This window comes from Acinetobacter sp. MYb10 (genome assembly GCF_002980175.2).
Lineage (GTDB): Bacteria > Pseudomonadota > Gammaproteobacteria > Pseudomonadales > Moraxellaceae > Acinetobacter > Acinetobacter guillouiae.
In genome coordinates this window covers 67,411-89,305 of sequence record NZ_CP058272.1, presented here as the reverse complement: position 1 = coordinate 89,305, position 21,895 = coordinate 67,411, and the positions used below count along the sequence as shown (strand labels likewise).

Genomic DNA, 21,895 nt, shown 5'->3' with positions numbered 1-21,895 from the left:
TTAGACAAATTCTTCTGGCTGTTCAATCTCATAGAGTAGTTTAAGTAATGTCGGGATATCCTGCTCATCTAAACTTAATGGGCGAAAATGGTTATAGCCCTTACTCTCAAAGTATTGTTGAATTTTGCCATTTCGTCTCACATATTTCATAGACCACTGTGAAAAATGCCCTTGCTCAACATGGCCTGCTCTAAACAGCTTGATCTGATGATGTCTTGGATCTTTATGCAGTTTTTCCAATACATGTAAGATAACCACTTCCTCACCTTCTAGGCATTGAAAAAAATGCTCATCTGCAAAATACAGAACGCCTTGCACTTGATGAAGTATATTAAAATCTCTCGCTTCACCTAAAATATCTCTTAAATCATTGAGTATTTGATGATGGGGTGAAGTTGTTTTACTTGCGTAGCATAATTGAAAAGTCATGTAATTCTTCTATTTTTAACTTTCATTATTTATAAACAATTATTTGCGATCATACAAGCCTTAACGTTTTATTATTTAATTGTTTATCTATTCTTTTATATGGATTGCTTTAAACTAAATACATAGCAACCGTGCTCTTTAATTTTTTAATTTAAAACAGTGATTTAATATATATTTATCATTAAAAACACAAAGTAAATCATGATCCACCTAGTCAATTGTCTCGATATAAATTTTAGAATAAAAGAAACATAAAATTGAATTTATGCAACCTCTTCATAATTTTTAATATAAAAAAAGCGAGATTAAACTCGCTTTAAAGCACATACAGTATTATTCAAAATAATCATTGGTCGGTTTAGGTAAATCTTGCAAACCTTTCTTTAAAGTTTCAGACCATTGTTTGCTGATGTGTTGAAAATAAGGATCACTGTCGTTAATTCGCTTGCCTTTTGGTACCTCTAGGCTGTCTTTAAGATAAATCATCGCATCTAATGGCATACCAACAGATACATTTGAACGTAAAGTCGAATCAAATGAAATTAAACTACAACGTAACGCTTCATCTAAAGGCATGTCATAACTTAAGGCACGATCTAAAATTGGTTTACCATATTTACTTTCACCAATTTGGAAATAAGGCGTATCACTGGTTGCAGAAATAAAATTACCTTGCGGATAAATATTATAAAGCTGTATTTCCTCTCCACTGATCTGACCACCAACCAACAAACTACAATAATAGTTACTTTGCTCTTGAGTATCTTCAGTGACATCTGCGATGACTTTGCGTAGGGTTTGCCCAACCAATCCAGCGACCTCGAACATTGTATTCACACTATACAAATTGGGTTCTTGCTTAAGTGCCAAATGATTTTCTAAATGTCCAATCACCGCTTGGGTCGTTGCAAGGTTACCAGAAGTTTGAATACAAATAAAGCGTTCGCCTTTTACCCCAAACGTATAAAGTTTTCGATATACAGAAATGTGATCGACTCCAGCATTGGTACGAGTATCACTAATAAATACTAAACCTTGTTTGAGTCTTAAAGCACAGCAATACGTCATGAAACTACCTATACAACTAAATTTGAGATTAATCACATTCTGCAATTATTCACACTATTTACCATTGCCATCACTAACATGCAAGCACTTGAACAATAGAGTACATGGTTTCAGTGCCACCTTGCTCTCTTACTCCACGAACGGGTGCAACATCCCAATAGTCGCGTCCAATCGCCACATAGACATGTGATTCTGGACGAAATAATTGATTACTGACATCAATAACATGCCATTTACCATCTAAAAATACCTCTGTCCAAGCATGACTTGCCAAATGCGATTGATTATTTACATATAAGTAACCAGAAACATAGCGAGCCGGTACACCCAATGCTTTGGCCATCGCAATCAAGACATGACTATGATCTTGACATACCCCTTGTCGTGCTGAAAAAGACTCCACTGCGGTATGCGTTACTGTGGTACTTGCACTGATATAAGGCATATGTTGCAACAAAGCTTCTGCTAATTTTTGGAAATTTGCCCAACGCTTATGCGTTATATACTGTTCAGCAAAAGCAATCATTTCTGTATTGCACAAGGTTGCAGTGGTTGGCTGTAAAAAAACCACAGGTGATACCTGATCTTCTATACCAAATTGATTGTCTACATTAATATCGACAATCCCCTGCGCCATAATGGACATTTGTTGATAAGGCTCAATTTGCGAACTGGTCAACCAGACATTATCAAAGGCATCTTTTTTAATCTGTTTTTCACCGGGAACACTGACATGCCAACCCGTCACTTGTTGATGCAAATTTGACTGTGGTGTCATCTTGATATACTGAATACTATTTTTTGCCCATTCAGAATATTGGTAATGCGTTTGGTGATTAATCATCAGTTTCATAAGCGATCCAATTCAAATAATGAGTCAATATGGTCACTAAAATGATAATAATTCATACGGTCTGGTTGGTTTTTTAGTTCTTCCCAAACTTCAGGCAAACTACACATACCATGTTGATCTAAACGATCAATCAAATGATTCAATTGTGTCAAAGTCACTGATTTGTCTTGATTCAGACGCAATTGACGATCAAATTGTTCCATTTTTTGCCCTAAACTAAAAAATAGAAACAACAATTCATCATCTTCTGCCTCTAAAACGTCATTACATTCTTCACAAACATCACAAATAAAACCAGCATTTTGCTCTGCCTGTTGCAATAACTGATTTAATTCGGCAAAGGACTGTGCTGAAATCACCCCACGTAAATCATGAATATTATTTTTGGCACATAAAAAATGCTGATGAAATGATGCAGGTTGCTCATTGTCTAAAATCAATTCATTTAAAGAACTTGCATCAAATGCGGGTAAACAAAAAGCATGTGCATAATCTAAAGCCAATTCATTGGTTTTAAATGGAAATTGACTACACAAATATTGAATACGGGTTAAATAGCGTCCTAACCAAAATATATTCTGTGCATTGGTACTGAGTAAAATCATGTTTGCTCTCCTTTGGCTGGGATTATTTGAAGGTGGGGCTAAATTGAATATTCATCAATTACCCATGTATCCTTAATTCCACCACCTTGTGATGAGTTGACCACCAGTGAACCTTGTTGCATCGCAACACGAGTCAAGCCACCTGGAACAATTTCTATGCGTTCTGGTGAGCTGAGAATAAATGGTCGTAAATCAATATGACGTTCAGCAATTCCTTGGGAAGTTAGTGTTGGTGCAACAGATAAATTTAAGGTGGGTTGCGCAATATACGCAGAGGGTGAAGCCATTAACTTCATTTTAAATAGATCAATTTCTTGTTCAGTTGCTTTAGGACCGATGAGCATCCCATAACCACCTGAACCTTGAGCCTCTTTTACCACCAATTGATCCAGATTTGCCAAAACATAATCCAAAGCTTCAGCTTCACGGCATTGATACGTCGGTACATTGGACAAAATTGGTTTTTCATTTAAATAATAAGCAATCATTTGATCCACATATGGATAAATCGACTTATCATCTGCAACGCCTGTACCAGGTGCATTGGCAATCACCACATTTCCGCTTAAATAAGCAGACATCAACCCTGCTACACCTAAAGTGCTATCAGGTCTAAAGCTCAATGGGTCTAAAAAACCATCATCCAAACGTCTATAAATTACATCAACCTGTTGACGTCCACGGATAGTTTTCACATAAACCTTGTCGTTTTCAACAAAAAGATCACGTGATGTCACCAATGGCACACCCATTTCCCTTGCTAAAAATGAATGTTCATAATAGGCGCTGTTATAACGTCCTGGTGTTAAAACCACGATTGTTGGGCTGTCTACATTTGAATTTTCAGCCAAAACGTCACGCAACAATTGCGGATACAACTCAATATTGGCAACGTGTTGATTGCATAATTCAGGCATAATTTTTTGACTCATCTTACGACTTTCAAGCATATAGGACACACCTGAAGGCGTACGTAGATTATCTTCTAAGACAAAAAATTCACCTTTGCAGTCGCGTACAATATCAATTCCACTGATTTGACTGTAAATATTTCCATTCAAGCGATGATTCATCATCACCGGTTGATAAGCTTCATGTGATAGCACTTGTACTGCTGGAATTAAACCTTCTTTTAAAATATTTTGTTGATTATAGATATCAGCTAAAAATAAATTTAACGCTTGAATACGCTGTGTACAGCCTGCTGCAATCTTGTTCCACTGTTGCTTGGCAATCACACGCGGAATTAAATCAAACGGTATGGTTCGATCAATTCCCGATGTTTCACCATAAACCGCAAAAGTAATTCCTTGATATAAAAAATGTGCTTTGGCTGTTTCATTCAGTTTTTCAAGTTGGTAAATGCTGTGTTGAGATAACCAATCTTCAATTTTTTCAGCAGTTTCGGGCGAAAGAACGTGATCATCCGTCATTTCATTAAAAAAAACCGAATTCATCTGTTTAAGTAAATGATGTGAGGCTTGTTGTGCATCGATATTTAGATTAATGGCCTGTTGAATATTTCCTATCTGTTGTTGATTCGTCGTTTCAGTTTTTTCTTCTGCCTCAGCAATTGGCAAAGCAAAGCGATCTGCATAATTCTCATTGCTTGAATTTGTATCTATGGTTTCTTTTAGCATACAAACCTCTTTTTATCTTCTCTAATGGCTTCTTTAATAATGCAATATCAATGCCAAAATATTATTAAATCGCCATATCCTGTATTCTTCACCTGTACAATTAAATCTTTCTGGCTCAGTTTTATTAATTCATTGTTTACTATTGCACTCAATGTGAGTTTTGATCGAACTTGTTTCAAAATTTTTTAGCTAATATTTTCAACACCTAAGCAACTACTCACAGGATATAACTTGCAGAATCAGTTTTAATTTTCTATTGTGTAGCTGATTTATTTCCCTTAAACATTCACGATTCCATTGATACCAAACCATGTCTGCACAAGAAAAAGAAACTTCCAATAGCCTCTATCGCCAATGGCAAATCCTGTCCCGACTCTCTACTGGGAAGTGGATGGGCACACGTGAATTACAAGAAGTTTTAGAACGTGAAGGGATCGAAATCAGCTTACGCACGATTCAACGTGATCTAAATCAGATTGCTCAACGCTTTCCTATCGAGAGTAACAAAACCGTACCGCAAGGCTGGCGTTGGCGTTCAGATGCCCCGATTCAAAGTCTGCCGCATATGACCAGCTCGCAAGCAGTCACGTTTATGATGGTTGAAGAACATTTAAAACACCTGCTTCCACCGAGTTTAATTGATGAAATGAACCCTTGGTTCGATTTGGCACGGCGTAGCCTTTCTACGCAGAACAATGTTCGCCAATGGATTAACCGTGTTCGAATTGTGCCTGCAAGCCAACCAGTAATCCCTCCTCTGGTGGAAAGACATGCACAGCAAGCCATTTATGAAGGACTACTACAAGATAAACAAATTGAATGTGTCTATCGTGCACGTGGTTATCAGGGTGAAGAGAAAACTTATACTCTAAATCCTTTAGGTTTGGTTCAAAAAGGTGCAATTATCTATTTGATTTGTACGCGTCATGACAAGACAGAAGTTCAAACCTTTGCATTACACCGTTTTAAATCTGCAACTGTTTTAGATTTACGTGCTTTACACCCAGTCAAATTCGATATTGATGAATATATCGATTCTGGTGCGCTAGGCTTTAGAGTCGACTTTTCTCGACCGACCGAAAATGTTGAATTAAAATTAGTTATGCACGAAGATGATGCACAATACTTTACGGAGAGCCAACTCAGTAAAGAGCAAAAAGTTGAACAACTGAATGAAGAACTGTATCAAGTCAGTGCTGTGGTTCCATTTACCTCACAACTGGTATGGTGGTTAAGAAGTTTTGGTAAAAAGATTGTCCGAATTGAGCCTGTTGAAGTGTTTAATGCAGTACATGAAATTGAATAATCTATCGACTTCATCCAAGCGAAAACAATCAAAATAAAAAGAGCCTTTCGGCTCTTTGATTTATTGTTTTGATTGTTGTTTTTAAATTTTATTGTTTTTGCGCTGATATAAAACCCATGTCACATTTTTACATGTCCACAAGACATGGGATTTATTGGAGTATGTTAAACATCACATGTTACAGCACGCAAGTTCAGCACTATTGTAGCGGATTGATTTCATTGTCATGGTGTTCACCTCTCTTTTGAATGTAAATTGACTATAGCGATGATTTTGCAAACTGAAAAATAATTAAAACTGCTTTGTTTTTCATCAATTCTGTTTAGGAGTTATTTTTATAAAGTTAGATTGGATCTGTTTATTAAATCTGTTAAACACACTACACTTGATTAAAAATCAAAAGTAACCAATGAGAAATATTCAATGATTAAAAAAATGCTTATATTATCAATAACAAGTTTGTACTTAACAGGTTGTGGTGGTGGAAATGATTCCAATAATAACAATTCACCGTCTGAGCAACTCCCGCCAAATAAAGTGGAAAGCCAGTTACTCATTACTAAAGATAATCAAATTACTTCATTACAAGCGAATGTTGAAACTCAAGACCAAACGAAGCCTTTATATAGAGTAATGCAAAGCTTTGAAGCTCCAAATCTGAATGAAGTAGGCACTTATGAACTAAGTTACAATTATTATGAATTTCAATTCGATGCAAAAAATCAATTGAATGAAAACCACAGCTATATAGTTGGCGTACTTTTTGATGAACAAGATCTCACCAAAGAACCTGAAATTACTCGATTAATGGATGTTACCTCCATAACGAATCCTATTGAATATATCTGTTATTCTTATAGAACTGGTTGTAAGAATATAACAATGTCAATCGATCCAAATTCAGGAAGTAGTTATGCTACATTCAACAACACGTTGTTATATAATGAAGATACTTCAGAGAAAATAGAAATTAAACTCAATGGAAAAATTTCAGGTACCTTATCCAAACCACCTATAAAAATTCAAAGTATTGAAAAAACTGATATAAAAAATAATATTGTGCTATATAACACGCTAAATAACAGCTCAACTAACTTTAATGGAAAACATTTTAAAATCTCTTTTACAAACCATAATATCATTGAGTTTTGGTCAAGCTCTTTGAGCCCATTTGATAACTTATATATAAAAACCATTGATAATCAGGCTACTGAATCACACTTTAATATTTACTCAAATATTGTCCCATCACCCAAAGTAAAAGCAGACTCTTTAAAAAACATCCAATTTAATCCAAAAACGTTTACATTTAACTTTAGTAAAGTAAAACTAGATGGCGTATTAAAAGATGATTACTTAGATGGCCAAGTTGGCCTGTAGAATTTATAAAATCAAAGGGTCATCATTAAGATTTTCCTTTGATTTACATAAATATTTGCCTTTAAGCTGGCACATTGGAGAGTAGTTTGGCCAATAAGGGTTCAACTAAATCTTTAGCTCTGAGCTGCGCTAACCATGATTCTGGAATTGAATCAAAACCAAAATATAATCCAGCGATTCCTCCTGCGACACAAGCCGTTGTATCTGTATCTCGACCAAATGCAATGGCTGTTTTAATGACATCTTGATATGTTGTTTGTTTTAATGCATATCTAGCCGATTTTAAACAATCAACCACATAACCACTGCCTGTTCCCTTTTCCAATTCATCAGGTCGAATATAATATTCTAGTTGTTCTAGATCATCTGGCTTATCTTTTAAATAAGCACGTAATTTTGTCACTGCATCAGACCAAGCAGCTGCAATATCCAAACCATTTAAAATAGACCTTGCCCATAAACAATATAAAGCACAGCAAACTTTAGAACGTAAATGCGCATGTGTGACATGTGATTGCGCATAAGCATCTTCAATCAACTGTATATCTGAACCTTGATGCCAAATTGCTAGAGGTAATACCCGCATCAATGAACCATTGCCATTTGCAAGTACATCATTATTTGCAACCTGTAATAATGGCACACCAGACAGATAGTTTCTTATGGCTTCAGCAGTTTGCACTCCAACATCAAATACTTGAAAATCCACAGCCATATAACCACATTGATACCAGTTACATATACGTTTCATAAAATCTTCTGTATCCATTTTATTTTTATAAAGTAATGAATCCAAAAGGCATAAAGCTTGTGCGCCATCATCTGACCATGTCCCTACTGGAATATGAGGATAGGTCTTGGCAAAATTATTCGGTGGAAGCATTTCAATTTGGTCATAGGCTGGTAACTGCTCAGCTAAGAGAAATTCATAAGATACCCCTACAGCATCACCTACCAACAAACCATAGATTGCACCTTTTAATTGATCTTGTTTTGTCATGTTTTACTCTAGAATCTACTTACTTTTTATATTGTCATAATGACAATATATTTTCAATAAAAATCCCCCTTTGCTATAGACAATAAAAAACCCGCATATAGCGGGTTTCTTACAATTCAACATCTTAAGCTGATTTTCTCGCTTGGTTATTTTTACGAATTGTAATCATCACCAATTGAACAGCAGCAGGTGTTACACCCGGAATACGGCTGGCTTGTGCCAATGTTTCAGGTAATACATTTTTCAGTTTCATGGTGATTTCACGAGAAAGCCCTGAAACGATATCATAATCAAAATCAGCAGGAATTTTGGTGTCTTCCAAACGCTTCATTTGCGCAACATCTTCTTGCTGACGATTGATATAACCTTCGTATTTCACTGCTATTTCAATCTGCTCACCGACAAATGCAGATACTTCAGAACCAGTTAATTCAGCAATTTGTGCAAAGTTAATGTTTGGGCGTTTAAGTAAATCGATTGCAGAACATTCTTTAGAGAGATCAGCACCGGTCAATTCAACGAATTTTTTACCCATTGGATTGTTTGGTGCAGCCCAAAGGTGTTGTAAACGACCTGTTTCTTTTTCAACTGCTTCCATTTTTTCACAATAAGAAGCCCAACGTTCATCATCAACCAAGCCCATTTCACGGCCAATTGCTGTTAAACGTTGATCAGCATTATCTTCACGAAGCATCAAACGATATTCCGCACGAGAAGTAAACATACGATACGGTTCTTTGGTACCTAAAGTAATCAAGTCATCAACAAGAACACCCATATACGCTTCATCACGTTTAGGCGTCCATTGCTCTTGATCCCATGCACGACGTGCAGCATTTAAGCCCGCCAATAAACCTTGTGCACCAGCTTCTTCATAACCTGTTGTACCGTTAATTTGACCTGCAAAATACAAGTTATTAATCGATTTGGTTTCAAGTGAGAATTTCAAAGACTGCGGGTTGAAATAATCATATTCAATTGCATAGCCTGGGCGAAGAATGTGTGCATTCTCCATACCACGGATTGAACGTACCAACTCAAACTGCACATCAAATGGTAAAGATGTTGAAATACCGTTTGGATAAAGCTCATGGGTATCCAAGCCTTCTGGCTCAAGGAATACCTGATGCGAATCTTTATCTGCAAATTTATGAATTTTATCTTCAATCGATGGGCAATAACGTGGGCCTACACCTTCAATCACTCCGGTATACATCGGCGAACGGTCTAAACCACCACGAATAATCTCATGAGTACGCGCATTGGTATGCGTGATATAGCAATTTACTTGCTCAGGATGCATCGAAGCATCACCCATAAATGACATGGTTGGTGATGGGAAATCACCCGGTTGCGGAATCATCACAGAAAAATCGACAGAACGCGCATCAATACGTGGTGGTGTACCAGTTTTTAAACGACCTACTGGTAGATTTAATTCACGTAAACGAGCTGCTAACGAAATTGATGGTGGATCGCCTGCTCGTCCACCTGACGAATTATTTAGCCCAACGTGAATCACGCCACCTAAGAATGTACCTGTGGTTAACACCACAGTTTTCGCATCAAAGCGAATACCCATTTGGGTCACTACACCTTTAACCGTATCGCCTTCAACAATTAAGTCATCTGCAGATTGTTGAAAAATATCTAAATTGGCTTGATTTTCAAGTGTATGACGAATCGCGGCTTTATAACGGATACGGTCAGCTTGTGCACGAGTTGCACGTACAGCTGCGCCTTTACGCGAGTTCAAAATACGAAATTGAATACCGCCCTTATCCGCAGCCAACGCCATTGCACCACCTAAGGCATCAATTTCGCGAACAAGGTGAGATTTACCAATACCACCAATGGCTGGGTTACAGCTCATCTGCCCTAAAGTCTCAATGTTATGAGTCAAAAGCAGAGTCTGTCGACCCATACGCGCCGCAGCCAGTGCCGCTTCCGTACCTGCGTGACCGCCACCGATAACAATGACATCGTAAACTTTAGGATAATGCATAGTGATAAATGAGAGATAAAAGAATGACAGGAAATTATAGCAAAATTTTACTTCTAGTTTTAGGCAGTTTTACAAATATTATTTCCCTTAATCATGCGTATGAACGAATAAACATCTCTTATACATAGGCAACATAAATTGACACTTCGTTTCATGACTGCCCTACAAATAGAATTTAACTTATCAAAAACTCACGATACGATAGACAATACACGGACAAATTATTTTTTTCGAGACTTTATATAAAAGGAATATCATGATGAAAAATACCATGTCTAAAGTAATTACAGCATCTTTACTCAGTTGTGCTGCATTTAGTTTTGCCCATGCTGCTGATGAAAACACCAGCAAAGCCGAAGTGAAAAAGCAAATTCAGGTATGTGCCAAGAAAAAACAAGGTGACTGGGTCACCTACGCCAATAAAGGTGTAACTTTTAATGGTACATGTGAACCAAATGAAAATGGTAAATTACAATTTAGCTTCCCAGCACCTGCAGGTGGCAACCCAACCGCCGCTGCTGCAGCGCCTGAACCAGCCATTGAAAACCGCCCAGCTGTAGAACAATCTGCTCCAGCGAGTGCAGATGCACCAGCAACAAATGATGCATCACAAGCGGAACAACCTGCCATGGAGCAGCCGAGTCAAGCCGCTCCAAGCGAAGATCCGATCCAAGCGCAATAATCTGCGTTAAGCATAGGCATATGCTTTTATAAATTCCTGCTTTTATAAATAGCATGTCTGAGCAAAAAGGTGTTCCATTGAAAAATGGAGCACCTTTTTTATTTCAAGTCTGTGTAGACTTGATTAATATCAGTATCCATATAGTTTTACATCTACGATGAATCAATTGTTATTCGGCCTAATGCTATATATTTAAAGCACATATTTCCAAGAAGATTTCTGAGTCATAGATTTCATTTTTCAATTCGATACCTTTCGATTACACTCAAATCGAGTACAGAATATTCACATATTGAATTGATGTCAAAACAACAAAAAGGATGAAACTATGGATTCAGGGATAATTACCATAATGCTTCCCCTCGCCCTCGCCATTATTATGATTGGACTAGGTTTAGAACTTACTCCAAAAGATTTTGCGCGAGTTTCTAAACACCCTAAAGCCGTATTGATTGCGTTATTCTGTCAGTTGGTACTTTTGGTCGGTATCGCTTTTATCATTTGTAAAGTGCTTGCACTCCCACCTTTGCTTGCCGTTGGTTTAATGTTACTTGCAGCCTCACCTGGAGGAAGTACCGCCAATCTATTTAGTTATTTATTTAAAGGGGATATTGCACTTAATATTACCTTAACTGCAATTAACTCGGTCATTGCTGCCTTTACCTTGCCTTTAATCGTAAACTTTTCGATTCAATACTTTATGAATGATGGGCAACAAATCACCATGCAGTTCAGTAAGATACTGCAAGTCTTTGCAATTATTTTAATTCCTGTGTGTATCGGCATGCTCATTCGACATTATGCGCCACACTTTACTGAAAAATTAAGTAAACCTTTACGAATTTTCTCAGTGGTGTTTTTGATTCTCATTATTATTGGGGCCATCACCAAAGAACGTGCACATATCATGGAGTACCTGACTCAAGTTGGCTTAGCCACGGTGATTTTCTGTATTTGCAGTCTGGTTATTGGCTACTTCGTTCCAAGATTACTTGGTATTAATAGTGCTCAAGCACGTGCATGTGCATTTGAGATCGGCATTCATAATAGTACCTTAGCCATGACAATTGCTTTAACTGTCATCGCAAATTCTACAGTTGCGATGCCTGCAGCGGTTTACTCAATCTTTATGTATATTTTCGCTGCTATTTTTGGTGCCTTAATTTCAAGACATGCTATAACTGAAACTGAATCTGCTGCATAAAGCGATAATACACCTCGACTAAAATGGATGCTTAAGCATCCATTTTTTTATTTTCCCACTGAATATAAGCGTAACTTCCCAGTTTCGGCTACAATACTGCCTTTAAGAAAACGATTTAGGTCTTTGCCGTGAAGTGGTTACAAATTCATATTACTGTAGAACAAGCTCAAGTTGATTTTACTGAAACCTTGTTAAGTTCTTTAGGCGCAGTCAGCGTGACATTAGATGATGCTGAAAACCAAGACTTGCTTGAACCACTCCCAGGTGAAACTCCGCTGTGGAATAAAGTGATTGTTACAGGAATTTATGCGCAAGAAGAAGGCGAAGACATTGATGTAACAGCACTAGAAACATTTATTCGCACCCAACTCCCAATTGAACCGATGCGCAGTGAATTTCTTGAAGACCAAGTATGGGAACGTTCTTGGATGGATTACTATGAACCAATTCAAATTGGTGAAAAGTATTGGATCGTACCTGAATGGATAGAGCCACCAGAAGCGGATGCAGTCAATATCAAACTTGATCCAGGCTTAGCATTTGGTACGGGTAACCATGCATCTACTTTCCTTTGTCTACAATGGTTAGGCAAAACCGATGTTAAAGATAAAGTGGTGATTGATTATGGTTGTGGTTCAGGCATCCTCGGTGTTGCAGCACTGCTTTTAGGTGCGAAGAAAGTCTATGCAACAGATATTGACCCTCAAGCCGTCTTAGCAACCAAACAAAATGCTGAGCTGAATGGCGTTCTTGAAAATCTTTATGTTGGATTACCTGAAGAGTTCAATGCAGAATTTAAAAACCAACAGGCGGATATTTTGGTTGCAAATATTCTTGCAGGCCCACTTATGTCTCTTGCTAAAGAATTCTCAACTTTGATTAAATCTGAGGGAGAGTTCGCACTTGCTGGCGTAATTGAAGAGCAAGTTACTGATGTTTCTAGTATTTATTCTGAATTTTTTGATATAGTAGAAGTCGAGAAACGTGAAGAAACCTGGTGCAGAATTTCTGGGTCGCGTAAGGCTGTTTAATCTATGAAAATATAAATATTTATGACCGAAAAACAAACCCGATGCCCAAATTGTGCTTCAGTTTATAAAGTATCAGTTACGCAACTCACTGTTGCGCAGGGTATGGTTTGTTGTCCGAAATGTTCACATAATTTTAATGCATTAATCCATCTACAAAACAGTCAACCTGCTCAACCCAAGATCGATCCTGATACTGTCGTGCAAAATCAGGCACAAAACCTCATTACGACGAAACGACAAATCGAAACCAATGTCTTAGATATTTTTAATCGTAAAATTGAAAACTCCAATATTGATTTAAGAACATACTTAAACAATTTGAATTATTTCAACAATGAACCGGTCAATAATATTCCAAGCTTAAACCTATCACAAGGTTTAAATAACCACGGGCAACATTTAATAAAACCCAAAAGTACGTTTTATTATCTGGCGTGGAGCTTGATCAACCTTGCCCTACTCAGCATTTTATTATTTCAAATCCTTTGGTTTAATCCAAACTTAACTGATCGTTATCCGTTTTTAAATACTGTCTTTACCCAAACCTGTGCCGTCTTACAGTGTGATACTGTTGATCAACGCTATAAACAAATTGTGATTAGTCATCTTAAAGTTAAAGCACTTGGTAGAGACGAGACGCAATTTTCAGGTCAACTCAATAACCAATATTCTAAAAGCTTAGAATTACCCCTAATAAGAGTCACCTTAAAAGCTCAAAATAAGATCATTGCTACACATGTGATTACACCTGAGCAATATCTGATAGAAAGTTTGGTTGGAATTAAGCGTATTCCTAAAAATAGCCCATATCCTTTTAAATTTGTTGTTACAGAGCCAAGAAAAAGTTTTGATCAGTACCAATTAGACATTATTCACCCTTAAAATTAAAAAAAATTATAAAAAATTATAAAAAAATGAAAAAAAATGTAGTTTTCTTGCTCATTTTTTCTTAGACAATGGTATCATACGCGCCACGAAAGCTTTGTCCTGCAAACTCCTCGCATTTTTTCAAAAAAATACTGTTTTGTTATGTGCTTTATATCCAATATCGCGCAAGTAGAACATTTTTTTGTTTAAAAGAGTGTTGTAACAAATATTAATCTATTGTTACGCTTATTTTTCACTCAACTCGACGATTTGTGGCAAGCTAATTGTTCTTGTTTTAGAGCCAACCGTTTTAGGATCTAAAACGGAGCTCAGATTTTTTTAGACCACATTTATATATTACTTTACCCAAGTAATATTTTGATTTTCGGATTAACTCGCATGAATAGCAAATCTCCTATTTTTACTGCACAATCTGACGTCGCTCTTCGTATTCACGTAGATCGCGCAGTTCGTCACTATTTTGCACAATTGCAAGGTGAGCAACCATCACAAGTGTACGACATGGTGCTAGCAGAAATGGAGAAACCTCTTTTATCTGTTGTCTTAGAATACACACGCGGGAATCAGACTCGCGCTGCTGAGATTCTCGGACTGAACCGCGGCACTTTACGCAAAAAGTTAAAAGCTCACGGTTTAATGAGTGAATAAATGATAAAATGCTCACGGCTTGCGTGGGCATTTTTTTTACCTATATTTTGCCTACCTGTTCAATCTCTAGACTTAAAAACTGTTGACGAAGATCATGACTATTAAACGCGCTTTAATCTCTGTTTCTGATAAAACCGGGATCGTTGAATTTGCCCAGAACCTTGTTGCTCTTGGGGTGGAAATTTTATCTACTGGCGGTACATATAAGTTGCTTAAAGACAACAATGTGGCTGTAGTTGAAGTTTCAGAGCACACAGGCTTCCCAGAAATGATGGATGGTCGTGTAAAAACACTGCATCCTAAAATTCATGGAGGCATTTTGGCTCGTCGTGGTCTAGACGAAGCTGTCATGGCTGAACACAACATCGATGCAATCGATCTCGTTGTCGTAAACCTTTATCCTTTTGCAGCCACTGTTGCTAAACCAGACTGCTCGCTTGCAAATGCAATTGAAAATATTGACATTGGTGGCCCAACAATGGTTCGTGCAGCTGCGAAAAACCATGCATCTGTGGGGATCATCGTAAATGCAACTGATTATGCAACTGTAATTGCAGAACTTAAAGCGAATGGCGCTTTATCTTATGCGACTCGTTTCGATTTAGCGGTAAAAGCATTTGAACATACTGCCCAGTATGACGGCATGATTGCTTCTTACCTTGGTGCACGAGTTGGTAAAGAAGAAGGTCAAGCAGACAAATTTGCCCGTACTTTCAATACCCAGTTAAATAAAGTACAAGATCTTCGTTATGGTGAAAATCCACATCAATCTGCTGCTTTCTATGTAGAATCGACTGCAACTGAAGCATCGGTTTCAACTGCTAAGCAGTTACAAGGTAAAGAACTTTCTTATAACAATATCGCAGATACAGATGCAGCACTTGAATGTGTCAAATCATTTGCAAAACCAGCGTGTGTCATTGTTAAACATGCAAATCCATGTGGTGTTGCAGTATCGTTAGATGGTCTTAAAGCTGCATACGATCTTGCTTATGCAACTGACCCAGAATCAGCATTTGGTGGCATCATTGCATTTAACCGTGAGTTAGATGTTGCTACAGCTCAAGCAATTGTTGAGCGTCAATTTGTTGAAGTGATTATTGCACCAAGTATTGCCGATGGTGTACTTGAAGTGACTGGCGCAAAGAAAAACGTTCGTGTTCTGGTATGTGGCGAACTTCCTAAAATTGATGAACGTGCTTCACAATACGATTATAAACGTGTCAATGGCGGTTTATTGGTTCAAGACCAAGACCTCGGTATGATCACCAAAGATGATCTTAAAGTGGTAACTAAGCGTGCCCCTACTGAAGCAGAAATTGATGATTTAATCTTTGCTTGGAAAGTTGCCAAATACGTTAAATCCAATGCCATTGTTTATGCTAAAGGTCGTCAAACCATTGGTGTTGGTGCTGGTCAAATGAGCCGTGTAAACTCTGCACGTATCGCAGCGATCAAAGCTGAACATGCAGGTTTAGTGGTTGAAGGTGCTGTTATGGCATCTGATGCATTCTTCCCATTCCGTGATGGTATTGATAACGCTGCAAAAGCCGGTATCAAATGTATTATTCAACCGGGTGGTTCAATGCGTGATGAAGAAACAATTGCAGCAGCGGATGAAGCTGGTATTGCAATGGTCTTCACGGGTATGCGTCATTTCCGTCACTAATTCACAATAAATCATTATTTAAAATCCCCCTAAGTCCCTCTTTTCATAAGAGGGACTTGTCACGAACTACTGGACTCTTTAAATTTGTGATACCCCTTCCTGTATAAAGGGAGGTTGGGAGGGATTAAAAAAGGATACATAAGATGAACATATTAGTTTTGGGTAGTGGTGGTCGTGAACATGCATTAGCATGGAAAATTGCGCAAGACGATCAAGTCACTAAAGTTTTTGTTGCACCAGGAAACGCGGGTACAGCAACTGAACATAAATGTGAAAATGTTGCTTTAGATATTCTCAACAACCCTGCCATTATCGACTTTGCAAAAAATAATGCCGTTGACCTCATTATTGTTGGCCCTGAAGCTCCGCTTGTAAATGGTGTGGTGGATGCAGGACGAGCAGCTGGTCTTAAAATTTGGGGACCAACCCAATTTGCAGCACAACTTGAAGGCTCTAAAGCTTTTGCCAAACACTTTTTAAAACGTCATAACATTCCTACAGCATTCTATGATGTATTCACTGAAGTGGATGCAGCCAAAGCATTTGTAGAAAAAAATGGCGCACCAATCGTAATTAAGGCAGATGGCCTTGCTGCAGGTAAAGGCGTCATTGTTGCGATGACCAATCAAGAAGCATTTGATGCAATTGATGACATGCTTGCAGGCAATAAATTTGGTGATGCAGGTTCGCGTGTTGTTATTGAAGAATTCCTTGATGGTGAGGAAGCATCGTTCATTTGTATGATTGATGGTGACAACATCCTACCTATGGCAACTTCACAAGACCATAAACGTATTTTTGAAGCTGACCAAGGTCCAAATACGGGTGGTATGGGTGCATATTCCCCTGCCCCAGTTGTGACTGCAGATGTTTTTGACAGAGTCATGAAAGAAGTCATGCGTCCAACCGTAGATGGTATGAAAGCTGATGGTCATACTTATACAGGTTTCTTGTATGCTGGCTTGATGATTGATGAGCAAGGGCAACCTCGTGTCATTGAATTTAACTGCCGTTTTGGTGACCCTGAAACTCAACCGATCATGATGCGCTTAAAATCTTCTTTGGTTGATTTAGTAGAAGCTGGTATTGCTGGTAACTTACCTACTGAAGCTGAATGGGATGAGCGTAAAACTGTTGGTATTGTGCTTGCGTCTAAAGGCTATCCTGAAACTTCGAGCAAAGATGATGTCATTTATGGTTTAGATACCCAAATGACAGATGCTAAAGTTTTCCATGCAGGTACAGCAAATAATGCCAATGGTGATGTAGTGACTGCTGGCGGTCGTGTACTTTGCGTTACAGCGTTAGGCAACACAATTGGTGAAGCGCAAGCAAAAGCCTTGGAACTTTGCCAAAAAGTGACTTTTGATGGTGTCCAATACCGCAAAGATATTGGTTACCGTGCGATTGCTCGTGAAAATGCTTAAACTCGATTGAGTTGTAAAACCCGCCTAGGCGGGTTTTTTATTTGGTAAATTTTTATTGAGTAATGCTCTTCCAGAATAATAAATATAAGATTAATTACCTTGATTGATTTTGCGCTGAATCATTTGAATCACCTACTTCCTCAACACCACCAATGACCATTTGAAGCCAATCTAATAATTGAGGAAATTCCCGATATCCATCACTCGCTAAAAAATGTCCAGCATTGGGAATAATTTCATAAGGAAACTCTAATTTTTCTGCCAGCGAGATACTTAAATCAGCTGGAACATACTGATCATTACTCGATATAAACATCTTCCGATGCAATAATTTATTTTTAAAATAAAAATCCTTATTCGTTTCAGTGATATATGAATCCAGTTGAGGTAATACTGCCAATTTATTCGAAAATCCAGATACACAGACAACACCGCCTATCTGTTGAAAATCCAATTCAGACAGGAAATCAAGCAGCGTAATACACCCCAAACTATGCGCAACAAAAAATGTATGTTGATCAATTTGAGCAATATTATTTTTTAAGGTTTGCTTCCACTGTAAAAGATTTGGATTGCTTGAATTCGGTAACGCGATCTTTACAACTTTAGTATTTTTATCTTGTAAATTTTCCTTAATATAATCAAACCAATGATCATCCACCTTTGTACCATAGCCATGAATGATATAAACATTATTTTGAGCATATGCAGTATTTAGCAATAACAAACTGCTTAAAAGTAAGATGATTAATTTCATTTATTGATCTCTTTGATGTATATAAGATCTTCATGCTAAAGTATGACAGTAGTGTCAATGTCAATCACTGTTTGAATAAAATCACCCTATTTCGCCTAACAATCTGAAATAACGCTTATCAGAGCACTGCTATAAATGCAGATCTAAGTTTATTTTACTTATTCAAAAAAAAGATAATAAATCCTAAAAAATTTATATATTATGAATAAGTATAAAATTTAATCATTTATCGTTTAGCATTCAACAAAAGCATTTGTTTTCTTTATTAAATTAATAAAAACATTGATATTCATGCAACGACATCACTACCCAATGTCAACACGCAGCCACTATGTATAATTTTCATTTATTGATATGATAAACAAATCTTTAGAGTCTGTTTTAAACAATTAAAATTCTTTTAAAACATACTGCTAATCCTCAAATGTAAAGAATATAGATAGCGCAATCAGACAAGTACGTCACCGCATTATTTATTTTCAAAATGTTAAAAATTCGATTTAAATGATCGAGAATGCAAAGGACAAAATTCTACTGCATTTGCTACTTAGGATTTATTCATGAAAAAGCTGTTTGGCGTTTTACTTAGCGCGTCTGTGCTTACTCTTTCTGCTTGTGGAAAACAAGAAGCTCCAAAAAATGATGCTGCTCAAGCAGATGCAGGTAAAGAACAAGTCGTTACCATGGCTTCTACAGGTTCAGATGCAGATATTTGGCGCTATATCGCAACATTACCAGAAACAAAGCAAGCTGGAATTAAATTAGAAGTTAAAAACTTCACTGACTATGTTGCAATGAATACTGCTGTGGCAAACAAAGAAGTCGATATCAATGCATTTCAATCTTATGCATATCTTGTTGCTTTCAATCAATCAAACAAAGAAAAAATTGCACCAATCTCTACAACATATTTAGAGCCAATGGGTATTTATTCTAGTAAAGTTAAAAAAGTTGAAGAATTTGCCAATGGTGCAACCATTGCTATTCCAAATGATGGCGCAAATGAATCACGTGCATTGTTACTTTTACAATCTGCTGGTCTCATCAAATTGAAAGATGGCTTTGATTTAGTTAAAGGCACGCCTGCTGATATTACTGAAAATGCAAAGAAAATTGTTATCAAACCTATTCAAATGGCGACTGCGGTACGTGCTAAAGATGAAGTTGATGCAATTGTTTTAGGTAATACTTTGGCAATGGAAGGCGGTTTAAACGTGCTTAAAGATTCGGTTTATTATGAGCCAGTTGACCAAACAACCAAAATGAATATCAACGTACTTGCTGTTGCAGATGCACGTAAAGATGATGCCCTTTTGAAAAAAGTGGGTGAGTTATATCATGTTCCTGCTGTAGGTAAATATGTTCAAGAACACTTCGGTGGAACTAAAGTTGATGTGAATAAACCTGTAAGCTATCTTACAGAATCAAAATAGTTTTATAATGGATCAGGTCTATTGACCATTCTTTTATGAAAGGTCTGTAGGCCCTCATAAAACAGGCAAAGTGAATTTGCCTGTTTTTTCTTTTTGCTATAGTTTTTGACGATATGATTGAATTTAAAAACATTTCAAAACACTATGAGTTGAAAGGTCAAACCATACGTGCGCTGGATCAGATTAATCTTGAGATTCCAGCGGGCAGTATTTTTGGCATTATCGGCTATAGTGGTGCAGGTAAAAGTACCTTAATCCGTTTGATTAACTTGCTTGAGCGTCCCAACCAAGGACAAGTCATCATTAATCAAAAAGACTTTACGGCACTTGATGCACGTGCATTACGTCAAGAACGTGCAAATATAGGCATGATTTTTCAGCATTTCAATTTGCTACAAACCAAAACTGTAGCTGACAATATTGAAATGCCGTTAAAGTTGCTGGGTGTCAGTAAAGACCAACGTGAAAAACGTTTAAATGAGTTACTTGAGTTTATTGATCTAAAGCACAAAAAAGATGCTTTTCCAGATGAACTCTCGGGAGGACAAAAGCAACGTGTCGGTATTGCACGCGCCTTGGCCAACCACCCCAAAATTTTACTTTGTGATGAGGCAACCTCTGCACTTGATCCACAAACCACGAAATCTGTTCTCGCTTTGCTTAAAAAGATTAATCAAGAGCAAGGGATTACCATTGTCATGGTTACGCATGAAATGGATGTGATTGAATCTGTTTGTGATTATGTTGCGGTCATGGAACAAGGCAAAGTGATTGAAACTGGCTCTACCTTAGAAATTTTTAGTCAACCGCAACACCCGACGACGAAAAATTTTATTCAAACTGTTTTACAGCAACAGCTCCCTGTTAATATCTTAAACAATCTCGAAAATCAAAATCATAAAAGTATTTATAGCCTGCAATTTTTGGGTACTTCAGCGCAAGAGACTGTGGTACAAGCAGCAATTAAGCAATTTGATGTCAGCTTAAATATTTTATTTGCCAATATGACTGAAATTAATGGCTCAGTCATCGGTCAAATGTTTATACAACTTTTGGGAGATGCTGAAAGCATTCGCCAAACCATAGATTTCTTTGAAAAAAATGGGGTCAAGGTGGAACAGTCAGGAGTTAGACTATGAGAGAACTCATTGTACAATGGCTCACTACGCTTACTGCACCATTTTGGAAAAGCTCTTTAAGCATTGACCAATTTGTTACAGCGATGCAAGAAACCATTCAAATGGTCATTTTTGCAATGCTGTTTGGTACCATTTGGGGCTTTATTCAAGCAATTACCTTGCTGGTCACTCGCCCTAATGGCATTTTACCCAATCGTGCTGTCTATCAGATTTTAAATCCTATCGTCAATGCACTACGCTCGCTCCCCTTTATTATTCTATTGATTGCGGTTTTTCCACTGACCAAAGCAATCGTGGGTACAACAATCGGTACTTGGGCAGCGATTGTACCGTTGACCATTTATGTTGGTCCTTATATTGGTCGTCTTGTAGAAACATCATTGCTTGAAGTGAATGAAGGGATCATTGAGTCTGCACAAGCAATGGGTGCATCGCCTTGGCAGATTATTTTTAAGTTTATTATCCCTGAATCCCGTAGCTCACTCATTTTGAGCCTTACCACAGCAACCATTAGCTTGATTGGTGCAACAGCAATGGCGGGTGCTGTAGGCGCTGGCGGTATTGGTGATTTAGCAATTTCTTATGGTTATCAACGTTTCGATCAAAGTGTGGTTTATCTCACCGTGATTGTCTTATTGATCCTTGTACAAATTGTACAGAGTCTTGGAAATTGGTTATCAAAGCTTCGATAATCCTTGCTTGCCATTTCCAGCTGTTCTTTTTTCTAAAAT

General features: G+C 37.4%; 19 protein-coding genes and 1 pseudogene. 12 read left to right on the top strand and 8 right to left on the bottom strand.

Translation table 11 applies throughout. The annotated features are described in order from the left end of the window. From CQZ96_RS00360 to CQZ96_RS00340, 5 genes are all read right to left on the bottom strand, one after another. Nucleotides 1-429, bottom strand: coding sequence for a BLUF domain-containing protein (locus CQZ96_RS00360; protein WP_004719325.1), 429 nt, complete (start codon nucleotides 427-429; stop codon nucleotides 1-3). Nucleotides 430-762: 333 nt separating this feature from the next. After that, nucleotides 763-1,497 carry a proteasome-type protease gene (locus CQZ96_RS00355; protein WP_004719323.1) on the bottom strand — a complete coding sequence of 245 codons (735 nt, stop codon included), beginning with the start codon at nucleotides 1,495-1,497 and terminating at the stop codon, nucleotides 763-765. Between the two features lie 73 nt (nucleotides 1,498-1,570). After that, nucleotides 1,571-2,350: a transglutaminase family protein gene (locus CQZ96_RS00350; protein ID WP_105713744.1), complete on the bottom strand. Its 780-nt coding sequence runs from the start codon at nucleotides 2,348-2,350 to the stop codon at nucleotides 1,571-1,573. Next, a complete protein-coding gene (locus CQZ96_RS00345; protein ID WP_004822456.1) occupies nucleotides 2,347-2,955 on the bottom strand; it encodes an alpha-E domain-containing protein in 609 nt (202 codons plus the stop codon). The genes CQZ96_RS00350 and CQZ96_RS00345 overlap by 4 nt, the downstream gene beginning before the upstream one ends. A 38-nt stretch (nucleotides 2,956-2,993) precedes the next feature. Then, nucleotides 2,994-4,595, bottom strand: coding sequence for a circularly permuted type 2 ATP-grasp protein (locus CQZ96_RS00340; RefSeq protein ID WP_105713745.1), 1,602 nt, complete (start codon nucleotides 4,593-4,595; stop codon nucleotides 2,994-2,996). Between the two features lie 310 nt (nucleotides 4,596-4,905). Between CQZ96_RS00340 and CQZ96_RS21500 the strand changes: the two genes are divergently transcribed. Further along, entirely contained in the window at nucleotides 4,906-5,901 is a 996-nt protein-coding gene (locus CQZ96_RS21500; protein ID WP_004719313.1) for a helix-turn-helix transcriptional regulator, read from the top strand. Nucleotides 5,902-6,324: 423 nt separating this feature from the next. After that, nucleotides 6,325-7,281, top strand: coding sequence for a hypothetical protein (locus CQZ96_RS00330; RefSeq protein WP_105713746.1), 957 nt, complete (start codon nucleotides 6,325-6,327; stop codon nucleotides 7,279-7,281). A gap of 61 nt (nucleotides 7,282-7,342) precedes the next feature. On the opposite strand, the gene CQZ96_RS00325 is transcribed toward CQZ96_RS00330, so the two are convergent. Both CQZ96_RS00325 and mnmG read right to left on the bottom strand, forming a co-directional pair. Then, on the bottom strand, nucleotides 7,343-8,281 hold the full coding sequence (locus CQZ96_RS00325) for an ADP-ribosylglycohydrolase family protein (protein ID WP_105713747.1): 939 nt from the start codon (nucleotides 8,279-8,281) through the stop codon (nucleotides 7,343-7,345). 124 nt (nucleotides 8,282-8,405) lie between these two features. Beyond that, a complete protein-coding gene (gene mnmG / locus CQZ96_RS00320) occupies nucleotides 8,406-10,286 on the bottom strand; it encodes a tRNA uridine-5-carboxymethylaminomethyl(34) synthesis enzyme MnmG (RefSeq protein WP_004719311.1) in 1,881 nt (626 codons plus the stop codon). A gap of 259 nt (nucleotides 10,287-10,545) precedes the next feature. Here mnmG and CQZ96_RS21840 point away from each other — a divergent pair. The 7 genes and pseudogenes from CQZ96_RS21840 to purD form a co-directional block, all read left to right on the top strand. Beyond that, a pseudogene (locus CQZ96_RS21840) lies at nucleotides 10,546-10,779 on the top strand (hypothetical protein); the annotation flags it as partial. 517 nt (nucleotides 10,780-11,296) lie between these two features. Continuing rightward, nucleotides 11,297-12,172 (top strand): bile acid:sodium symporter family protein, encoded by an 876-nt coding sequence (locus tag CQZ96_RS00310; protein WP_105713748.1) that lies wholly within the window; start codon nucleotides 11,297-11,299, stop codon nucleotides 12,170-12,172. A gap of 128 nt (nucleotides 12,173-12,300) precedes the next feature. Further along, complete coding sequence (gene prmA, locus CQZ96_RS00305) at nucleotides 12,301-13,203, top strand: 50S ribosomal protein L11 methyltransferase (protein ID WP_105713749.1); 903 nt, start codon at nucleotides 12,301-12,303, stop codon at nucleotides 13,201-13,203. Between the two features lie 21 nt (nucleotides 13,204-13,224). After that, nucleotides 13,225-14,085, top strand: coding sequence for a zinc-ribbon and DUF3426 domain-containing protein (locus tag CQZ96_RS00300; protein WP_105713750.1), 861 nt, complete (start codon nucleotides 13,225-13,227; stop codon nucleotides 14,083-14,085). Nucleotides 14,086-14,469: 384 nt separating this feature from the next. Continuing rightward, nucleotides 14,470-14,739, top strand: a complete 270-nt coding sequence (fis, locus tag CQZ96_RS00295; protein ID WP_001086304.1) for a DNA-binding transcriptional regulator Fis — start codon at nucleotides 14,470-14,472, stop codon at nucleotides 14,737-14,739. A 94-nt stretch (nucleotides 14,740-14,833) separates the two neighbouring features. Then, entirely contained in the window at nucleotides 14,834-16,408 is a 1,575-nt protein-coding gene (purH, locus tag CQZ96_RS00290; RefSeq protein WP_105713751.1) for a bifunctional phosphoribosylaminoimidazolecarboxamide formyltransferase/IMP cyclohydrolase, read from the top strand. Nucleotides 16,409-16,551: 143 nt separating this feature from the next. Beyond that, nucleotides 16,552-17,835: a phosphoribosylamine--glycine ligase gene (gene purD / locus CQZ96_RS00285; RefSeq protein WP_004719304.1), complete on the top strand. Its 1,284-nt coding sequence runs from the start codon at nucleotides 16,552-16,554 to the stop codon at nucleotides 17,833-17,835. A gap of 94 nt (nucleotides 17,836-17,929) precedes the next feature. Here purD and CQZ96_RS00280 read toward each other — a convergent pair whose 3' ends face one another. Continuing rightward, complete coding sequence (locus CQZ96_RS00280) at nucleotides 17,930-18,592, bottom strand: RBBP9/YdeN family alpha/beta hydrolase (protein ID WP_105713752.1); 663 nt, start codon at nucleotides 18,590-18,592, stop codon at nucleotides 17,930-17,932. Between the two features lie 560 nt (nucleotides 18,593-19,152). Between CQZ96_RS00280 and CQZ96_RS00275 the strand changes: the two genes are divergently transcribed. From CQZ96_RS00275 to CQZ96_RS00265, 3 genes are all read left to right on the top strand, one after another. Next, a complete protein-coding gene (locus tag CQZ96_RS00275; protein WP_105713753.1) occupies nucleotides 19,153-20,025 on the top strand; it encodes a MetQ/NlpA family ABC transporter substrate-binding protein in 873 nt (290 codons plus the stop codon). 113 nt (nucleotides 20,026-20,138) lie between these two features. Beyond that, nucleotides 20,139-21,164: a methionine ABC transporter ATP-binding protein gene (locus tag CQZ96_RS00270; RefSeq protein ID WP_105713754.1), complete on the top strand. Its 1,026-nt coding sequence runs from the start codon at nucleotides 20,139-20,141 to the stop codon at nucleotides 21,162-21,164. Further along, nucleotides 21,161-21,856, top strand: a complete 696-nt coding sequence (locus tag CQZ96_RS00265; protein WP_034613374.1) for a methionine ABC transporter permease — start codon at nucleotides 21,161-21,163, stop codon at nucleotides 21,854-21,856. The genes CQZ96_RS00270 and CQZ96_RS00265 overlap by 4 nt, the downstream gene beginning before the upstream one ends. Nucleotides 21,857-21,895 lie beyond the last annotated feature (39 nt).

Excerpts from the sequence above, each read along its gene's own strand:
- CQZ96_RS00360 (WP_004719325.1), bottom strand. The coding sequence starts at position 429 with ATGACTTTTCAATTATGCTACGCAAGTAAAACAACTTCACCCCATCAT.
- CQZ96_RS00355 (WP_004719323.1), bottom strand. The coding sequence starts at position 1,497 with ATGACGTATTGCTGTGCTTTAAGACTCAAACAAGGTTTAGTATTTATT.
- CQZ96_RS00350 (WP_105713744.1), bottom strand. The coding sequence starts at position 2,350 with ATGAAACTGATGATTAATCACCAAACGCATTACCAATATTCTGAATGG.
- CQZ96_RS00345 (WP_004822456.1), bottom strand. The coding sequence starts at position 2,955 with ATGATTTTACTCAGTACCAATGCACAGAATATATTTTGGTTAGGACGC.
- CQZ96_RS00340 (WP_105713745.1), bottom strand. The coding sequence starts at position 4,595 with ATGCTAAAAGAAACCATAGATACAAATTCAAGCAATGAGAATTATGCA.
- CQZ96_RS21500 (WP_004719313.1), top strand. The coding sequence starts at position 4,906 with ATGTCTGCACAAGAAAAAGAAACTTCCAATAGCCTCTATCGCCAATGG.
- CQZ96_RS00330 (WP_105713746.1), top strand. The coding sequence starts at position 6,325 with ATGATTAAAAAAATGCTTATATTATCAATAACAAGTTTGTACTTAACA.
- CQZ96_RS00325 (WP_105713747.1), bottom strand. The coding sequence starts at position 8,281 with ATGACAAAACAAGATCAATTAAAAGGTGCAATCTATGGTTTGTTGGTA.
- mnmG (WP_004719311.1), bottom strand. The coding sequence starts at position 10,286 with ATGCATTATCCTAAAGTTTACGATGTCATTGTTATCGGTGGCGGTCAC.
- CQZ96_RS00310 (WP_105713748.1), top strand. The coding sequence starts at position 11,297 with ATGGATTCAGGGATAATTACCATAATGCTTCCCCTCGCCCTCGCCATT.
- CQZ96_RS00300 (WP_105713750.1), top strand. The coding sequence starts at position 13,225 with ATGACCGAAAAACAAACCCGATGCCCAAATTGTGCTTCAGTTTATAAA.
- fis (WP_001086304.1), top strand. The coding sequence starts at position 14,470 with ATGAATAGCAAATCTCCTATTTTTACTGCACAATCTGACGTCGCTCTT.
- purH (WP_105713751.1), top strand. The coding sequence starts at position 14,834 with ATGACTATTAAACGCGCTTTAATCTCTGTTTCTGATAAAACCGGGATC.
- purD (WP_004719304.1), top strand. The coding sequence starts at position 16,552 with ATGAACATATTAGTTTTGGGTAGTGGTGGTCGTGAACATGCATTAGCA.
- CQZ96_RS00280 (WP_105713752.1), bottom strand. The coding sequence starts at position 18,592 with ATGAAATTAATCATCTTACTTTTAAGCAGTTTGTTATTGCTAAATACT.
- CQZ96_RS00275 (WP_105713753.1), top strand. The coding sequence starts at position 19,153 with ATGAAAAAGCTGTTTGGCGTTTTACTTAGCGCGTCTGTGCTTACTCTT.
- CQZ96_RS00270 (WP_105713754.1), top strand. The coding sequence starts at position 20,139 with ATGATTGAATTTAAAAACATTTCAAAACACTATGAGTTGAAAGGTCAA.
- CQZ96_RS00265 (WP_034613374.1), top strand. The coding sequence starts at position 21,161 with ATGAGAGAACTCATTGTACAATGGCTCACTACGCTTACTGCACCATTT.